11 protein-coding genes and 1 pseudogene are annotated in these 16,993 nt (G+C 75.3%); 4 read left to right on the top strand and 8 right to left on the bottom strand.

The genetic code is table 11. The features are described 5' to 3' along the window. Positions 1-171 precede the first annotated feature (171 nt). Both VSR01_RS18625 and VSR01_RS18620 read left to right on the top strand, forming a co-directional pair. Positions 172-693, top strand: coding sequence for a DUF2617 family protein (locus tag VSR01_RS18625; protein WP_326450337.1), 522 nt, complete (start codon positions 172-174; stop codon positions 691-693). Positions 694-844: 151 nt separating this feature from the next. Beyond that, the gene (locus tag VSR01_RS18620) at positions 845-2,374 is read left to right on the top strand and encodes a polyamine aminopropyltransferase (protein WP_326450336.1); all 1,530 of its coding nucleotides are present in this window, start codon (positions 845-847) and stop codon (positions 2,372-2,374) included. Between the two features lie 27 nt (positions 2,375-2,401). On the opposite strand, the gene VSR01_RS18615 is transcribed toward VSR01_RS18620, so the two are convergent. The 4 genes from VSR01_RS18615 to VSR01_RS18600 form a co-directional block, all read right to left on the bottom strand. Then, entirely contained in the window at positions 2,402-2,644 is a 243-nt protein-coding gene (locus VSR01_RS18615; protein ID WP_326450335.1) for an SCO5918 family protein, read from the bottom strand. Positions 2,645-2,772: 128 nt separating this feature from the next. Further along, positions 2,773-4,074: a fatty acid desaturase family protein gene (locus VSR01_RS18610; protein ID WP_326450334.1), complete on the bottom strand. Its 1,302-nt coding sequence runs from the start codon at positions 4,072-4,074 to the stop codon at positions 2,773-2,775. A gap of 267 nt (positions 4,075-4,341) precedes the next feature. Continuing rightward, positions 4,342-4,545, bottom strand: a complete 204-nt coding sequence (locus tag VSR01_RS18605; RefSeq protein WP_014179498.1) for a cold-shock protein — start codon at positions 4,543-4,545, stop codon at positions 4,342-4,344. Positions 4,546-4,772: 227 nt separating this feature from the next. Beyond that, on the bottom strand, positions 4,773-5,216 hold the full coding sequence (locus tag VSR01_RS18600; RefSeq protein WP_326450333.1) for a universal stress protein: 444 nt from the start codon (positions 5,214-5,216) through the stop codon (positions 4,773-4,775). Between the two features lie 328 nt (positions 5,217-5,544). Here VSR01_RS18600 and VSR01_RS18595 point away from each other — a divergent pair, with 328 nt between their 5' ends. Both VSR01_RS18595 and VSR01_RS18590 read left to right on the top strand, forming a co-directional pair. Continuing rightward, positions 5,545-8,208, top strand: a complete 2,664-nt coding sequence (locus tag VSR01_RS18595) for a family 78 glycoside hydrolase catalytic domain (RefSeq protein ID WP_326450332.1) — start codon at positions 5,545-5,547, stop codon at positions 8,206-8,208. Positions 8,209-8,213: 5 nt separating this feature from the next. Continuing rightward, positions 8,214-12,260: a family 78 glycoside hydrolase catalytic domain gene (locus VSR01_RS18590; protein ID WP_326450331.1), complete on the top strand. Its 4,047-nt coding sequence runs from the start codon at positions 8,214-8,216 to the stop codon at positions 12,258-12,260. 79 nt (positions 12,261-12,339) lie between these two features. Here the strand turns inward: VSR01_RS18590 and VSR01_RS18585 are convergent, their stop codons facing one another. The 4 genes and pseudogenes from VSR01_RS18585 to VSR01_RS18570 form a co-directional block, all read right to left on the bottom strand. After that, entirely contained in the window at positions 12,340-13,158 is an 819-nt protein-coding gene (locus VSR01_RS18585) for a LutC/YkgG family protein (protein ID WP_326450330.1), read from the bottom strand. Continuing rightward, positions 13,155-14,679: pseudogene (locus VSR01_RS18580) on the bottom strand (lactate utilization protein B). The gene VSR01_RS18585 and the pseudogene VSR01_RS18580 overlap by 4 nt, the downstream one beginning before the upstream one ends. Continuing rightward, positions 14,676-15,392, bottom strand: coding sequence for a (Fe-S)-binding protein (locus tag VSR01_RS18575; RefSeq protein WP_326450329.1), 717 nt, complete (start codon positions 15,390-15,392; stop codon positions 14,676-14,678). Before VSR01_RS18575 ends, VSR01_RS18580 begins: the two are co-directional and overlap by 4 nt. Positions 15,393-15,463: 71 nt before the next feature. After that, complete coding sequence (locus VSR01_RS18570; RefSeq protein ID WP_326450328.1) at positions 15,464-16,963, bottom strand: rhamnulokinase; 1,500 nt, start codon at positions 16,961-16,963, stop codon at positions 15,464-15,466. Between the last annotated feature and the right edge of the window lie 30 nt (positions 16,964-16,993).

The raw sequence follows: 16,993 nt of genomic DNA, 5'->3' as shown, positions 1-16,993 counted from the left end.
GGGTCCGCGGACTCACGTGGGTGCGGGCCGCCGCGCCGTCCTGGCCGGAAACCGACCCGCACCTCCACCGTGCCAGATCCACCGCATGCGCGCGGCCGGCGCGACGCGATCGTGTGAGCGTCGCGCGGCCCACCGCATGCCTGATCTCCTGTGCGCCTGCGGAGCCGACCCATGCTCACCACCCTTCAGACCACCTACACCGACACCCGTGCGGGAGACCTCGCATGGGCCCTCGGCAAAGAGCCGCTGCCCGCGCTCGCCGTGCTCGGCGTCGCGGTCGACGACGCCCAAGGACTGCGCGCCGAGGTCGAGTTAAGGCTGCTCGGCGCGTCCCACCAGGTGCTGGTCGGCGCGGACTCCGGGTCCTGCTCGGAGACCGTGGCCTGCCTGCCCGGCAGCCAGGCGCCGCTGCCCTTCGGGGTGTCCAAGCGGATCGGGCCGTGGGACTACGAGTTCGCGGCCCGCATCGAGAAGCTTTCACAGGGCCGGTTCGCCGGCCGGGCGCAGGAGTTGCTCGCGCTGGTCGCCGACCATCCGCACGGCCTCGCCGGCACCTTCCCCGGCGACGAGAACGCCTTCACCGCGCTGCTCGTGCGCTGCGCGCAGGGCGGCGTGCAGTGGTGGACCTGGCACGCCTACCCGCAGGAGGGACGGCTGGTCGCGACCAGGACCCGGGTCAGCGGCATCCGCTGAGCCACCGCCACGCGTCCCGCCGAGGCGCCCCGCGCCGCACCGGCGCGCCCGCGTCCCACCGGCGCGCTCACCGCCCGCGTCAACCCCCGTCCGCCGATCCCACCCGCGTGAGTGACCTTCCGCGCCGAACCCCTGACATAGCGTGCACAGCATGATCGACCAGCACGGCCGTACCAGGGCCGCACCGCCGCCGCCCCTCGGGGCGCGCCTGCCGCTGCCCCCGGGCCCGGCCCGCGCGCTGGTGCTGGCCGCCGTGTTCGTCTGCGCGGCCTGCGGCCTGGTCTACGAACTGGAGCTGGTGGCGCTCGCCTCCTACCTGATCGGCGACTCGGTCACGCAGGCGTCCGTCGTGCTGTCGGTGATGGTCTTCGCGATGGGCTGCGGCTCGCTGCTCGCCAAGCGGCTGCGGCTGCGCGCCGCGGCGGCCTTCGCCGCCGTTGAGTCGGTGCTCGCGCTGGTCGGCGGCCTGTCGGTGATGGCGCTCTACGGCTTCTTCGCGTGGTTCGGGCAGGCCCGCGCCGCCGTCGTGGTGTGCGCCTTCGCCATCGGCGTGCTGATCGGCGCGGAGGTGCCGCTGCTCATGACGCTGGTGCAGCGGATCAGACGGCAGGACGCGGGCGGCGCGGTCGCCGACCTGTTCGCCGCGGACTACGTGGGGGCGCTGGTCGGCGGCCTGGCCTTCCCGTTCCTGCTGCTGCCGCGGTTCGGGCAGCTCACCGGCGCGCTCGCCACCGGCGTGGTCAACGCGGTGGCCGGCGGCGCGGTGGTGCTCTGGCTGTTCCGCGCCGACGTGCCGCGCCGCGCCCGCGCCTGGCTGCTGACCGGGAACGTCGCGGTGCTCGCCGTCCTCGCCTGCGCGGCCGCCGCCGCCGGGCCGTACGAACGGGCGGCGCGCCGCGCGGTCTACGGCGGCGAGGTGCGCGTCGCCGAGCAGAGCGGCGGCCGGGAGCTGGTGCTCACCGGGTCCTGCCCCGCGCTGTGCTCGGGATCGATCGCGTTACGGCTCTACGCCGACCGCCGGCTGCGGCTGTGCGGCGCGGACGCCGAGGCGTACGGCAGGGGCCTGGCCGATCCGGCGCTGGAGACCGGGGCGGCCCGCCGCGTCCTGGTGCTCGGCGGCGGCGACGGCGTGGCCCTCGGCGCGGTGCTCCGGCACCCCGGGGTGCGCGCGGTGACCGTCGTCGAGCCGGACGCCGCGCTGTTGCGGCTGGGCCGCACCGACCCCGGGCTGACCGGGCTGAACGGCCACGCGTTCGCCGACCCGCGGGTGCGCGCGGTGGCCGCGGACCCGTTCGACTGGCTGCGCGGCCGGGCCCGCGACCGCAGCGCGTCCGCCGCGGCCGGCGGCTACGACGTGGTCCTGGCGGACCTGCCGGAGCCGGACGGCTCGGACTCCGCGAAGCTGTACTCGCAGGAGTTCTACGGGCTGGCCGCCCGGGCGCTGGCCCCCGGCGGCCGGATCGCCGTCCACAGCGACGACGCGGGGCGGTGGACGGTCGCTGCGACGCTGCGCGCGGCCGGGGTGCGCGCGGCCGCGTACCGCCCGCCGGGCCGGGTGTGCACCGCGCCCGCGGACTGGTCCTTCCTGCTGGCCGGCGCCGCGCCGCCGCCGGGCACGCCGACGCTGCGCCCGCCGCCCCGGCTGCCGCAGCCCTCGACGCTGCTGCGCCCGCGCCTGTGACGCGCGTACGCCCCCCGCGCGCCGGGATCAGCCGGAGGTGACGTGACAGGTGAAGCCCAGCGCCTTCATCGCGCGGTGCACCTCGCCGGCGCTGAAGTCGCGCCGGTCCTGGCGGGTGATCACCGAGCCGACCTGCATCACGGGGTAGCGGACCCCGCCGATGTCGACGGACGCGCCGGCGACGACGGGCTCGGGAGCCACCCCGTTCATCGCCTGCTCCACTTCGGACGGGTGGAAGTAGAAGTGGCGGCGGGCGATGGTGACGCGCATCAGGCCTCGACAAGGGGAGAGAGGGGAGCCGGACAGCCACGGTCTCACGGTTCCGGCGCGGGCGACAGCGGGCTTCGTCGTGATGTGCCGCGGGCGGGTACGCGTACCCGCCCGCGGCCGGCGGAGGATCACGACAGGGTCGGCGCGGCCCGGGGCACGCGCAGCGGAGCCCCGACCCGGTGCAGATGGCGCAGTGCCTCGGCGTAGGAGGCGAGCAGGCCGGACTCGGTGTACGCGATGCCCAGCCGCGCGCAGTGCGCCTTGACGATCGGCTGGGCGCGGCGCAGGTGGGGGGTGGGCATGCTCGGGAACAGGTGGTGCTCGACCTGGTAGTTGAGCCCGCCGAGGACGACGTCGACCAGCGGGCCGCCGCGGACGTTGCGCGAGGTCAGCACCTGGCGGCGCAGGAAGTCCGGGCGCTCGTCGCCGGTCAGCGTCGGCATGCCCTTGTGGTTGGGCGCGAAGGTGCAGCCCAGGTAGACGCCGAACACCGCCTGGTGCACGGCCAGGAAGGCCAGCGCCTGGAGCGGGTTGAGCACCAGCAGCAGCGCGGCCGCGTACCCGGCGATGTGCAGGCCGAGCAGGACCGCCTCCAGGCCGCGTCGCCGGTAGACCGGGCGGAACAACGCGCGCACGCCCGCGACGTGGAGGTTCATGCCCTCCAGGGTCAGCAGCGGGAAGAACCAGTACGCCTGCCGTCCGCCGATCCAGCGGGCCGCGCCGCGGGCGTCCACGGCCTGTCGCCGCGACCAGACGAGGACGTCGGGGGACACGTCCGGGTCGAGGTCCTCGTGATTGGGGTTGGCGTGGTGGCGGGTGTGCTTGTCCTGCCACCAGCCGTAGCTCATGCCGACGCACAGGTTGCCGGCGATCCGGCCGGCCGCCTCGCTCGGCCCGCGCAGCCGGAAGACCTGCCGGTGCGCGATGTCGTGGGCCACCAGCGCCACCTGCGCGAACAGCACACCGAGCACGCCGGCCACGAGCAGTTGCCACCAGGAGTGGCCCAGCAGCGCGAACACCGTCCAGGCGGCGGCGTAGAGCACGGCGACGCCGCCGATGCGCGCCGCGTAGTAGCCGGGGCGCCGCGCCAGCAGACCCGCGGCGGCTATCGCGCGGGTCAGCACGGCGAAGTCGCTGCCCTCGCGGGCGAGGCTGCTCTGGGGGGTGAGGCTGCTCTCGGGGGCGAGCGTGGCGAGGCCGGCTCCCTCACGGGCGAGCGCGGCGGGGTCTGCGGGTCCGGCGAGGCCGGCGCCGTCGAGGGCGGGCGTCGCGGGGGGTTCCGGCGCGGCGGCGGTTGCGGCGACGGCAGGCGTCGATCGGGCCGGCGCTGATCGGGCGGGCGCTGACGGGGCAGGCGTCGATCGGGCCGGCGCTGATGGGGCAGGCGCTGATCCGGCCGGCGCCGGGAGGCGCTCCCGGTGCTGTTCCATGCGGAGGTCTTCTTCCTTGCGGCGGCACGTGCCGGAGAAGACCCGCGGACATGCGAGAGCGGGCGGAGATCCGCAGAACGAGCCGAACGGGTGAAACCGGGGTCGCTCACGCGGAGGGCGGAAGCTGGGGGACGCTGCGGGACGACGCGGCGCGGCGGCCGGGAGAAAGCGGGCGGCCGGGTCCCGTGCCCGTACGGAAGAGGGGCTCGGGACCCGGCCGGGGGTCCACCGCGGGCGCGTCGCGCCCGCCGGGACCGGGTTCCGGGGTCAGGCCGGGACGATGTTCTCCGCCTGCGGGCCCTTCTGGCCCTGCGTGACGTCGAAGCTGACCTTCTGGCCCTCGTGCAGCTCACGGAAGCCCTGGGCGGCGATGTTCGAGTAGTGGGCGAAGACGTCCGCGCCGCCGCCGTCCTGCTCGATGAAGCCGAAGCCCTTTTCCGCGTTGAACCACTTCACGGTGCCGGTTGCCATATCGATCTCCTGAATGAGGGGCACAATCCGGGGCCGCACCGCGCGGCCTCGGAGTCGCTGAATTGACCCCGTTCGGAGGCCGTGAACAAAAAATGCGCCCGAGGGGTCACATCCCGTCAGGCGCACACAGAAACCATGGGTACCAAAACTGCAACGTGGTCCACGCTAACACACTCGCCGCCGTCCCCGGGGAAATCCTGGGAACGGCGGCGAAAACGGCGGCGCGCTCAGCCCTCCTCGGCCCCGCTGTGCACCAGCAGCACCGACACCCGCGACTGCTTCGCGACCCCGCGGCTGACGCTCGGGTGCAGCAGCGCCGCGATGCCGCTGTAGTGGCCGGGGCCGACCGCTATCAGGTCGGCGCCGATCTCCTCGGCGCGCTCGACCAGGATCCCGGCCAGGTCCTCGCGCAGGCCCTCATCCACCTCGCCGTCCGCGGTGACGCCCTCGGCGCGCAGCCGCGCCACCGCCTCCTCGACCACCCGGCGGCTCTCGTCGTTCTCCTCGGTGGGGACGACGGCGCTGGTGAACCCGCCCGAGATCACCTGCGACGGCCGGATGTGGATGATGTACGCGGTCGCGCCGGTCAGCTTGGCGAGCGAGGCGGTCGCCTCCAGTACGGCCGTGCCGTGGGACGAGCCGTCGACGGCAGCCAGGATGCTCTTGTACATGGTGGCAACTTCCTTGTCCGCAGGGGTTCTCGGCGGGGGCTCACGGATGCGGGGCCCTCGCACCTCGATCAGCGGACCGGCGGAGCCGGCCATTCCCGCCGCGGCAGTGACGTCCGCCACCGTACGCCACCGCCGCCCGCGCCCGGCCGCGCCCGCCCGGCCACGCGCCCCCGCCTGAGCGACCTTTGAACGATTCACCTCCCGATCTGATTCCTGCGCGACCCCTGTACGCCACCGGCAGGTGCTTGTAGCCTGCTGCCCGTTGCGTGTATTGAATCGTTCAAACGATGGTCCGACGTAGCCTCACCTGACCGGTCAGGAGCCGCACATGTCCGCGCACCCTCCCGCCTCCGTCCCGCAGCGCCGCACCGTGCTCAAGGCCGGTCTCGGCGGCGCCGCCGTCGCCGCCGGCCTGACGGTCGCCGCGGCCGGGCCCGCCGCCGCCCGCCCCGGCGGCGGAGCCGACGCCGCCGCCGTTCCCGCGCACGGCCCCGGCGCCTCGCACGGCGCCCCCTCCTGGCAGTCCTACGTGCGGGGCCCGTCCGGACGCACCGTGCGGCCGGTCCGCGTCCAGCACAGCAGCGGCGACGTCACCCGCGCCGATGCGCTGCTGAAGCCCGGCGGCCGGACCACCGTGCTCAGGCGGCCGCAGCCCGTCGCGCCGCCGCGCTGGCCGGACGGCACCACCGCCGCCGCGTCCTCCTCGCACGCGCCGAACAACGGCAACGACGGCCGCCCGCGCACCTACGACGCGAGCAACGCCGTCGACGGCGACACCGACACGTTCTGGAACGACGACACGATCGCCGCCTATCCGGACGTCCTGACCATCACCACGCCCGCGCCGCTCACGCTGCCCGGCATCACCCTGCTGTCCAACCCCGACGGGTTCCCCACCGACTTCACCGTGGAGACCTGGGACGGCTCGGCCTGGACGACCGCCGCCACCGTCGCGGGCAACACGCGGGTGCGGCGCGCCGTGCCGTTCGCCGCGCCGGTGAGCACCACGCAGGTGCGGATCACCGTGACCGCCGACCAGGACACCTCCAAGGGCGACTTCACCCGGGTCAACGAGGTCTACCCGGACGTGCTCGCCGACGACGACGTCCCGCGGGTGGTCGTGGACTTCGGCAAGGTCGTGGTGGGCTACCCGCACATCACCTTCGCCTCCGCGTCCGCGGGCAGTCCGGGGATCCGGCTGGCGTTCTCCGAGACGCTCCAATTCCTCACCGACCGCAGCGACTTCACCCGCTCCGACCAGTCCGGCGTGCCCGCGCAGGGCACCGACCAGATCGCCGTGCCCGCCGGCGGCCTGAAGTGGACCGACACCCGCGGCTACCAGACGGGCGGGAACGGCGGGAACAAGGTCTACGCCGACGGCCTGCACGGCTTCCGCTATCTGCAGATCAGCCTGGACGCGCTGCCCGCCGACGCGCCCGCGGCGCTGCCCTACGGCGAGGTCGCGATCGACTCGGTCTGGCTGGACTTCACCGGCTACGTCGGCACGCCCGGCACCTACCGCGGCTGGTTCCTCAGCTCCGACGACGACCTCAACCGCTACTGGTACGGCGCCGCTTACACCAACGAACTGGTCACCGACACCTTCCGGCCCGAGGACATCGACCCGCGCGGCGCCGACTCCCCGTCCCTGGACGGCAAGCTGGTGCTGCACGACGGCGCCAAGCGCGACCGCGACCCGTACGTCGGCGACCTCGCGGTCTCCGCGCGCACCCTGTACCTGACGCACGACGACGCCGCCGCCGCGGCCCGCAACGTGCTCGCCGACCTCGCCGACCACCAGCGCGCGGACGGCTGGATACCGCCGGCGTCGATCAACGGCTACACCCTCCCGCTGTTCGACTACCCGCTGTGGTGGGTGACGTGCAGCTGGGACTACGTCCTCTACACCGGCGACCGCGGCTACGCCGCCCGCTACTACCCGCAGCTGACCAAGGTCCTCGACACCTGGTACCCCTCGGTCACCGACGCCGACGGACTGCTCAGCAAGGGCCTGAACGGCACCGGCGGCTACGGCGACTACGCCTTCCTCGGCCGCACCGGGCGCGTCACCTACTACAACGTGCTGTACGTGCAGGCGCTCGACGACGCCGCGGCGCTGGCCGGCTGGCTCGGCCACGCCGACGACGCCGCGCGGTGGAGCGGGCGGGCCCGGCAGGTCGCCGCCGCGGTCAACGAGCACTTGTGGGACGACGCCGCGGGCGCCTACCTGGACTCCGCGACCGGCGAGGTGCGGCACGCGCAGGACGGCAACGCCATCGCGGTGGTGGCCGGCGTCGCCGACGCCGCGCGGGCCGCCTCCGCGCTCGCCCACCTGGACGCGACGACCGTGCGGCCCTACGGCAACGCCTTCATGGACAACGACACGATCTTCGGCGGCGCCTCGCAGCGCGTCTACGCCTTCACCTCCTACCCCGAGCTGCTCGCGCGCTTCCGCACCGGGCGCGCCGACTCCGCGCTGGACCAGATCCGCCGCATGTACGGCTGGATGGACCGCAACGACCCCGGCACCACCCACTGGGAGGGCATCGGCCCGGACGGCTCGCTGTACGAGGGCGCGTACACGAGCATGGCGCACGGCTGGTCCACCGGGGTGCTGCCCGCGCTGACCAACGAACTGCTCGGCGTGCTGCCGACCGCGCCCGGCTTCGCCACCTGGTCGGTGCGTCCCACGCCCGGCTCCGTCGCCTGGGCACGCGGCCAGGTGCCCACGCCGCACGGCCCGTTGACCGCCGACTGGCAGCACCCGGCGGCCGGCGTGTTCACGCTGGAGGTGCGCGCGCCGCGCGGCACCCGGGGCACGGTCGCGGTGCCCACCGACGGCCGCGGCGTGGACGTCGCGCTGGACGGCCGCCGCGTGTGGACCAGGGGCCGGGCCGCGGCCGGGGGCGTGACCGCCGCCGACGGCCGGATCACGCTGGCCGGCCTCGGCGCGGGCGCCCACACCGTCACCGTCCGCCCGGCGGGGAGGTGACGGCGGTGCGGAGCAGAACCCTGGCGGCGCTGACCGCCCTGGCCGCGCTCACCGGAGCCGCCCTGGCTGCGCCCGGCGCCGCGTCCGCCGCGTCCGCCGCCGCGTCCGCCGCCCCCGCCGCCGCTTCCGCCGCGCCCGGCGGGACCGAGCACGGCGGCCCGCACGGCGGCGCGCACCCCGGGCCGCTCTCCCCCACCGGGCTGCGCGCGGACGGGCAGAGCGGCGCTGCGCTGGTCGGCGGCGGCGCCGGCCCGTCGTTCGCCTGGACGGTGCGCGACACCGGCCGCGCCGAGGCGCAGACCGCGTACCAGCTGCGGGTCGCGCCGGTGAAGAGCGGCCCGAAGGACCGCGTGGGCGGCGGCTGGAACTCCGGCAGGATCAGGTCGGCCGACTCCACGCAGGCGCCGTACACCGGGCCCGCGCTGCTCGCCGACCACACCTACACCTGGTCGGTGCGGACGTGGAACCGCGAGGGCCGGGCGTCGCCCTGGTCGGCGCCCGCGACCTTCGACACCGGGCTGCTCGCCGCCGCCGACTGGTCGGCGGCCTCCTGGCTGCGGGTCGACGACGGCTCCTACGTCCGCGGCGACGTCGACGTGGCCCGGCCGGTCGCCCGCGCCCGGCTGTACTTCGGCGCGCAGGGCATCGTCGAACCGCACCTGAACGGCGCCCGGGTGGCGCCGAAGGAGGTCCTGGACTCCTCCGTCACCGACTACGGCAGCCGCGTCCTCTACCGCGCCCTGGACGTCACCGCGATGCTCCGCACCGGTCGGAACACCCTCGGATTCCTCGCCGGCAAGGGCCAGTTCAGCGGCTCGCCGGTGGTCGCCGCACAGCTCGACGTCACCTACACCGACGGCAGCACCGCCGCGTTCGGCACCTCGCCGGCGTGGCGGACCGCGCCCGGCCCGGTCACCGGTGACGACTTCTGGTTCGGCGAGACGTACGACGCCCGCAAGGAGGCGGCCGGCTGGGACACCCCCGGCTTCGACGCCTCCCACTGGGCGCCGGTGAAGGCGCTGTTCCCGGTCGCGCACGACAAGAGCCTCGCGCAGGGCCGGCCGGTGACCGCGCTGGACACCACGACCACCGCCGGCTGGTCGCCCGCCGCGCTCACCGACGGCATCGACGGCTCGGTGGACGCCTCCGAGGGCTACCACTCCGGCATCGAGTCCGACCCGGACACCGTCAAGTGGGTGCAGACAGACCTCGGTTCCGACCAGCACCTGCGCACCGTCCGGCTGTTCCCGGCCCGGCCCACCAACGACACCGGCGGCGACTTCCCCGGCGCCGGCTTCCCGGTCCGCTACACCGTGCAGGTCAGCGACGACCCGACGTTCGCGCAGGCCACCACGGTCGCCGACCGCACCGGCGCGGACCAGCCCGACCCCGGCGCCACCCCGGTCGACATCGCCACCGACGTCACCGGCCGCTATCTGCGGGTCACCGCGACCCGGCTGCGCTGCATCGGCTCCAGCTGCACCTTCCGGCTCGCCGAACTCGGCGCGTACGGCGCGCGGCCGGCGGTCGTACAGGACGCCATGACGAGCCTCCAGCCGGACGTCAGCCCGCCCACCCGGATCACCGCGACCATCGCCCCGGTGAGGACCACGCGCCCGGCGCCCGGCGTGCGGGTCTACGACTTCGGGCAGAACCGCACCGGCTGGGCGGTGCTCACCGCCACCCAGCCCGCGGGCGCCCACGTGACCGTCGAACAGGGCGAAATCCTCGACAAGGACGGCCGGGTCACCACGTCCAACATCAGCTTTTCCGACGCCGACGCGCCCCGGCAGACCGAGCACTACACCTTCGCCGGCCGCGCCGGCGGCGAGACGTACGCCCCGCACTTCGGCTACGCCGGCTTCCGCTACGCCGAGGTCACCGGCCTGCCGGACGACGCCGCGGCGACGGTCGTCGCGCAGGAGGCGCACACCGACGTGCCGGTCACCGGGGAGTTCAGCACCTCCGACGCGCTGCTGAACACCATCCAGGCCGGCGTCGCGCAGACCCAGCTCAACGCCCTGCAGAGCATCCCGGTCGACTGCCCCACCCGCGAACGCCACGGCTGGCTCGGCGACGCGGGCGACAGCGACCTGGAGGCGATGAGCAACTTCGACATGCAGTCCTTCTACGACAAGTGGCTCGGCGACGTGGCCACCAGCGCCCACGCCGACGGCAGCCTGCCGTCGGTCGCGCCGGCCAACGGCAGCGACGGCTGGGCCACCGACCCCGCCTGGGGCACCGCCTACCCGCAGATCGTCTGGGACTCCTACGTCCGCTACGGCAGCACCGCGCCCCTCACCGCCAACTACGCGCACGTCAAGGCGTGGGTGGACTACCTCGGCACGATCAGCGACGCCGACCACGTCGTGGTGCGCTCGCCCACCTCGTGGGGCGACGACTGGCTGTCCACGGTGAGCACCCCGCACACCTACTTCCAGACCGCGTTCTCCTACCTCGACGCCACGCTGCTGGCCAAGATGGCGGGCGTGCTCGGCAAGCCGGCCGACGCCGCGCACTACGCGCGGGTCGCCGAGCAGGTCAAGGCCGGCTTCCTCAAGCGGTTCTACGACGCCGGCACCGGCGTCTTCGGCAACGGCTCGCAGCTGTCCTACGCGATGCCGCTGGTCCTCGGACTGGTCCCGGCGGGCGCCGAACAGAGCGCGCTGGAGCGGCTGGTGGCCGACGTCGTGGCCCACGACGACCACGTCACCACCGGCTTCGTCGGCACCACCTTCGTCTACCAGGCGCTCGGCGCCTACGGCCGCGACGACGTCGCGCTGGCGATCGCCGAGCGCACCGACGGGCCCAGCTTCGGCTTCATGGTCACCCAGGGTCCGGGCACCATCTGGGAGAAGTGGTCCAACTCCTCGGCGGGCGACGGCACCTCGTCCAAGGACCACATCGGCCTCGGCGGCTCCATCGGCCAGTGGTTCTACGAACAGCTGGCCGGCATCCGCACCGCCGAGGACGGCCCCGGCTACCGCGGCCTGACCCTCGCGCCGCACGTGGTCGGCGACCTGACCCACGTCACCGCGACCCAACAGACCGTCCGCGGCACGGTCGAGAGCTCCTGGCGGCGCGACGGCAGCACCCTGACGTACCACGCGGTCGTGCCGGTCGGCGCCACCGCGACGGTCGAGGTGCCGCTGCTGGGCGGGAGGTCGTCCACCGTGCGGGAGAACGGCCGCACCCTGTACGCCGGCGGGCGCGCCGTCCAGTCCGACCCCGGGCTGTCCGCCGGCCGTCTCGACGCCACCGCGCTGACGCTGACCGCGGGCTCCGGCGACTACACCTTCACCGTCACCGCGCCCGCGACCCCGTCCGCCCACCTGGCGGTGACGGCCGCCGACCCGCAGCCGGTCGAGGCCGGCGCGGCCACCGACGTCCGGGTGCTGGTCGAGGCGTCCGCGACGGGCGCGGGCCCGGCCGGCGCGGCGGTGCTGGGCGCGCGGGCGCCGCAGGGCTGGACCGCGACGGCCGGCCCGGCGAGCGTGCCGCTCACCCCCGCGCCGACCGCGACCCTGGCCACCGTGCGGCTCGCGGTGCCGCGGGGCGCCCCGGGCGGCCTGTACACCGTGCCGGTGACGCTGCGCGCGCCGGACGGCACGACGGCCTCGGCGAGCGTACGGGTGCTGGTGCTCGGCGCGTGGCCGTCCGGCACCGCCGCGACCGCCTCGTCCTCGCACGCGCCGAACGTCGTCGACGGCGCGACCCGTACCTACGGACCCGGCAACGCGATCGACGGGAACACCGCCACCTTCTGGAACGACGACACCGACAGCGCGTACCCCGACAGCTTCACCGTGACCGGCCCGGCGCCGGTCACCCTCGACGGGGTGGGCCTGGTGTCCTTCCCCGACGGCGTGGTCACCGACTACACCGTGCAGACCTGGGACGGCTCGCAGTGGACCACCCGGGCGACGGTGAGCGGGAGCACCGCGGTCTTCCGGCGGATCGCCTTCGACCGGCCGGTGACCACCACGCGGGTGAGGGTGGTGGTGACCGGGGCGCAGAACTCCTTCTCGCGGATCGCGGAACTCGCGCCGTGAGATAAGGGGTCCGGCCGGCGCGGTGTGCGCCGGCCGGACCCCGCGGCGCCGGCGTGCCGTGACCGCGGCGGTCGCGCCGCTATGCCGCCCCCGCGGCCTCGGACGCGTCCTCCGGCTCGTGGAGCAGGACGACGTCGAGGGTGCGGGGGCCGTGCACGCCCTCCACACGGTCGAGTTCGATGTCGCTGGTGGCCGAGGGCCCGGAGATCCACGTGGTGGGGCGGGCCGGGTCCAGCAGCGGCAGCGCCCGCGGCACCGAGGCGACGACCTGGTCCGGGGTGCGGATCACGCAGACGTGGTGGTCGGGGATCAGCGTGTGGCGGCGCTGCCCCTGCCCCGGCCCGGCGTTGAGCACGATGCTGCCGGTCTCCGCGACGGCCAGCGTGCAGGTGGTGAGCACACTGTCCACGGCGTCCAGGTCGGCGGCGGTCTGCCCGGCCTCGGGGGCGACGGCGCGCACACCGGACCCGTCCAGGGCGGACGTCCAGGCCGCGGGCAGGCCGTCGGGCGTCAGCACGGTGGAGCTGCCGTGCTCGGTCAGCAGCCGGGCGACCAGCGCGGGCAGGTGCGCGTCGTCCGCGCGGTGGACGCGGGCGCGGTAGTCGGCGAGGTTCTCCGCGAGCAGGTCGGTGAGCTGCCGCGGGGTGAGGTCGCCGTGCGCGTCCAGGTAGTCGCGGGGGATCGCGGGGGCATCGGGCGCGGGGTTCGCGGCCGGACCTGCGGCGGGACGTGCGGCGGGACCTGCGGCGGCGTTCGTGCGGGCGTTCGTGCCGGCGCTCGTGCCCGCGCCCGCGCCGGGGGAGCCGGGCGCGGCGGGGGCCTGGGGCCGGTCGGCGGCCGGAGCGCCGGCGAGGGCGGTGCGGACGCGGCGGAGGATCTCCTCGCGGGCGGTGGTCATGGCGTGCTGCCCTCCTGCGGCGTGGTGTTCTGCTCCGCGTCCCCCCGGCGCGGCCGGTCCCCCCGGGTCTCCCGCTGCCGCCACCACTCCCGGAAGGAGTGCGCGGGCACCGCCGGCAGGTCGCGGGTCGCGCTCCACGCCGCGCCGGGACCGGGCAGCCGGCGCGGGTGCAGCCGGCGGGTCGCGGCGGCGGCGCGGCGGGCCGCGCCGAGCGCGCCCGGACGGGCCAGCGTCCAGGTCGCGGCGCGCATCGCCGCGCGCTCGGCGGCGTGGCCCTTGGCCGGCCTGACCACCGCGCGGGCGCCGCGGATGGTCACCGGGCCGCCCTCCACGACGCGTTCGCGCAGGTGCACCAGCACCCGGGGGATGTCGATGGCGACCGGGCAGACCTCGTAGCAGGCCCCGCACAACGACGACGCGAACGGCAGCGACGCCTCCAGCTCCCCCTGCACGCCGCCGAGTTGGGGCGCGAGGATGGCGCCGATCGGGCCCGGGTAGGCGGAGCCGTAGGCGTGGCCGCCGGCCCGCTCGTAGACCGGGCACACGTTCAGGCAGGCCGAGCAGCGGATGCAGCGCAGCGCCTGGCGGCCGACCTCGTCGGCGAGCGTGTCGGTGCGGCCGTTGTCGAGCAGCACCAGGTGGAAGGCGCTCGGCCCGTCGCCGTCGCCGACGCCGGTCCAGGTGGTGGTGTACGGGTTCATCCGCTCGGCGGTCGACGAGCGCGGCAGCGTCTGCAGGAACACCTCCAGGTCCCGCCAGGTGGGCACGATCTTCTCGATGCCCACCACCGAGATCAGCGTCTCGGGCAGGGTCAGGCACATCCGCCCGTTGCCCTCGGACTCCAGCACCACCAGCGTGCCGGTCTCGGCGACCATGAAGTTGGCGCCGGAGATCGCGGTCCGGGCGCGCAGGAATTTCTCCCGCAGGTGCAGCCGGGCGGCCTCGGCCAGCTCGGCGGGCGCGTCGCTGAGCCCCTCCGGCGCCAGGCCGCCAACCGGCCATCTCCCGGCGGAAGATGTCGCGGATCTCGCTGCGGTTCTTGTGGATGGCCGGCACCAGGATGTGCGACGGCCGGTCCTCGCCGAGCTGCACGATGAGTTCGGCGAGGTCCGTCTCGTACGCGGTGATGCCGGCCGCCGCGAGCGCCTCGTTGAGCCCGATCTCCTGCGTGGCCATCGACTTGACCTTGACCACCTCGCGCTCGCCGGTGGCCAGGACCAGCCCGGTGACGACGCGGTTGGCCTCCGCGGCGTCGCGCGCCCAGTGCACGGTGCCGCCCGCCGCGGTGACCTTCTCCTCCAACTGGACCAGATAGCGGTCGAGATGGCGCAGCGTGTGGTCCTTGATCGCGGCGCCGGCCGCGCGCAGCTCCTGCCAGTCCGCCAACTCCGCGACCGCGCGGGCGCGTTTGTCGCGGATGGTGTGCGTGGCGTGCCGCAGGTTCGCCCGCAGCCGGGTGTCGCGGGTCGCGGCCCGCGCGGCCTCGGGGAACGGCGGCATCCCCAGATACGTCCCGCTCACGACAGCGGCTCCTCTTCCGTGCTCGCCAGGATCTCGGCGATGTGCACCGGGCGCACCGCCGTGTGCAGTCGGCTCATCGTCCCGCCGATGTGCATCAGGCAGGAGTTGTCGGCCGCGCACAGCACCTCGGCGCCGGTCGACTCGGCGTTGCGGACCTTGTCCGCGCCCATCGCGGCCGACACGTCCGGGTTCTTCACCGCGAACGTCCCGCCGAAGCCGCAGCACTCCTCCGCGCCCGGCAGCTCCCGCAGCTCCAGTCCGCGCACCGCCGCCAGCAGCCGCCGCGGCCGGTCGCCCAGGCCCAGCATCCGCAGCCCGTGGCAGGTCGGGTGGTAGGTCACCGTGTGCGGGAAGTACGCGTCCACGTCGGTGACTCCCAGCACGTCCACCAGGAACTCGGTCAGCTCGTACGTCCGCGGCCCGGCCTGCGCGGCGGCCCCCACCAACTGCGGGTGGTTCTCGCGCACCATCGCCGCGCACGACCCGGACGGCGTGACCACCGCGTCGTAGCCGGCGAAGACCGCGGTGTGCCGGCGGGCCAGCGGCCGCGCCAGCCGCCGGTAGCCGGTGTTGAACTGCGGCTGCCCGCAGCACGTCTGCGCTACGGGGAAGTCCACGTCCACGCCCAGCCGTTCGAGCAGCCGGACCACCGCCTTGCCGGTCTCCGGATACAGCATGTCGTTGACACAGGTGAGGAACAGTGCGACGCGCATGCGCGGCTCCCTCGGGTGGTCGGTCGGCGGGGTCGGGGGGCGGGTGGGCTGCGGGCGGGGGGCGTACCGGGTCAGTATGCGGCGGTGCGGGCCGCCGCGGCGTCCCAGGCACGCGGGTCGCCGCAGGGGCGGTACGTGCGCAGCGGCTGCGTCGCGGCGACCAGCCGGCGCATGTCGGCCAGGTCGCCGACCAGGCCGTGGGCGCGCGCCTGGACCAGCACGTTGCCCAGCGCGGTGGCCTCGGTGGGGCCCGCGACCACCGGCAGCCCGGTGGCGTCGGCGGTCAGTTGGCACAGCAGCTCGTTGCGGCTGCCGCCGCCGACCAGGTGCACGCGGGTGATCTCGCGGCCGGCGAGCGCGGCGGCCTGGCGCAGCACCCGGCGGTGCGCCAGCGCCAGGCTCTCCAGCACGCACCGCACGGTCGCCGCCTGCCCCCGCGGCGGCGGCTGCCCGGTGCGCACGCAGTGCGCGGCGATCGCCGCGGGCATGTCGTCGGGCGCCAGGAAGTCCGGCGCGTCCGGGTCGATCAGCGCGGCGAACGGCTCGGCGCGGGCCGCCTGCGCGAGCAGGCCGGGCAGCTCCGCGGGGAGCCCGCGCGCCGCCCACACCCGCCGGCACTCCTCCAGCGGCCACATGCCCATGATGTTGCGCAGGTAGCGCACCGTGCCGTCGATGCCGCGCTCGTTGGTGAAGTTGGCCGCGCGGGACTCCTCGGTGAGCACCGGCGCGTCCAGTTCGAGGCCGGCCAGCGACCACGTCCCGCACGAGATGTACGCCGCGCCCGGCTCGGTGGCGGGCACCGCGACCACCGCGGACGCGGTGTCGTGCGAGGCGACCGCGGTGACCGGCGTCGCCGCGTCGAGCCCGGTCGCCGCCGCCACCTCGGGCCGCAACGTTCCCACGCGCGTGCCCGGTTCGCGCAGCGCGGGCAGCAACGCCGGGTCCAGGCCGACGAGTTCCGCGATCCGCCGCGACCAGGCGCCCGTAGCGGCGTCCAGCAGCCCGGTCGTCGAGGCGTTGGTGACCTCGGCGCCGACCTGCCCGGTGAGCCAGTACGTCAGCAGGTCCGGGATCAGCAACAGCGTCCGCGCCGCCGCCAGTTGCGCCGAACCGGCCGCGGCGGCGAGCTGGAAGACGGTGTTGAACGGCAGGTGCTGCAGCCCGTTCGCCCGGTACAGCGCCCGCGCTCCCGCCTCGTCCCGCACCCGCTCCGCGACCCGCGCGGTCCGCGCGTCCCGGTAGTGGAACGGCAGCCCGAGCAGCACCCCGTCGGCGTCCAGCAGCCCGTAGTCCACGGCCCAGGTGTCGATCCCGACGGAGGCCAGGCCCGCCGCGCCGGCCGCCAGGCCCGCCGCGCGCAGGCCGTCCAGGACGCCCTGGTACAGGCCGGCCACGTTCCAGTGCAGTCCGCTGGGCAGCCGCACGGGCGTGTTCGCGAACCGCCCCACCTCCTCCAGCCGCAGCTCTCCCGCGCCCACCCGGCCGACCACCACCCGGCCGCTGGTCGCGCCGAGATCCACCCCGGCGAACACGCCGGCCGCCGGGCCCGCGGGGTGCGTCGTGCCGGTCATGTCCCTCCTCGACGGTGCGGGGCCGCGCCC

Source organism: Actinacidiphila sp. DG2A-62 (assembly GCF_035825295.1).
Lineage (GTDB): Bacteria > Actinomycetota > Actinomycetes > Streptomycetales > Streptomycetaceae > Actinacidiphila.
The sequence above is the reverse complement of the archived record's forward strand: the minus strand, read 5'-3'. Positions and strand labels throughout refer to the sequence as shown.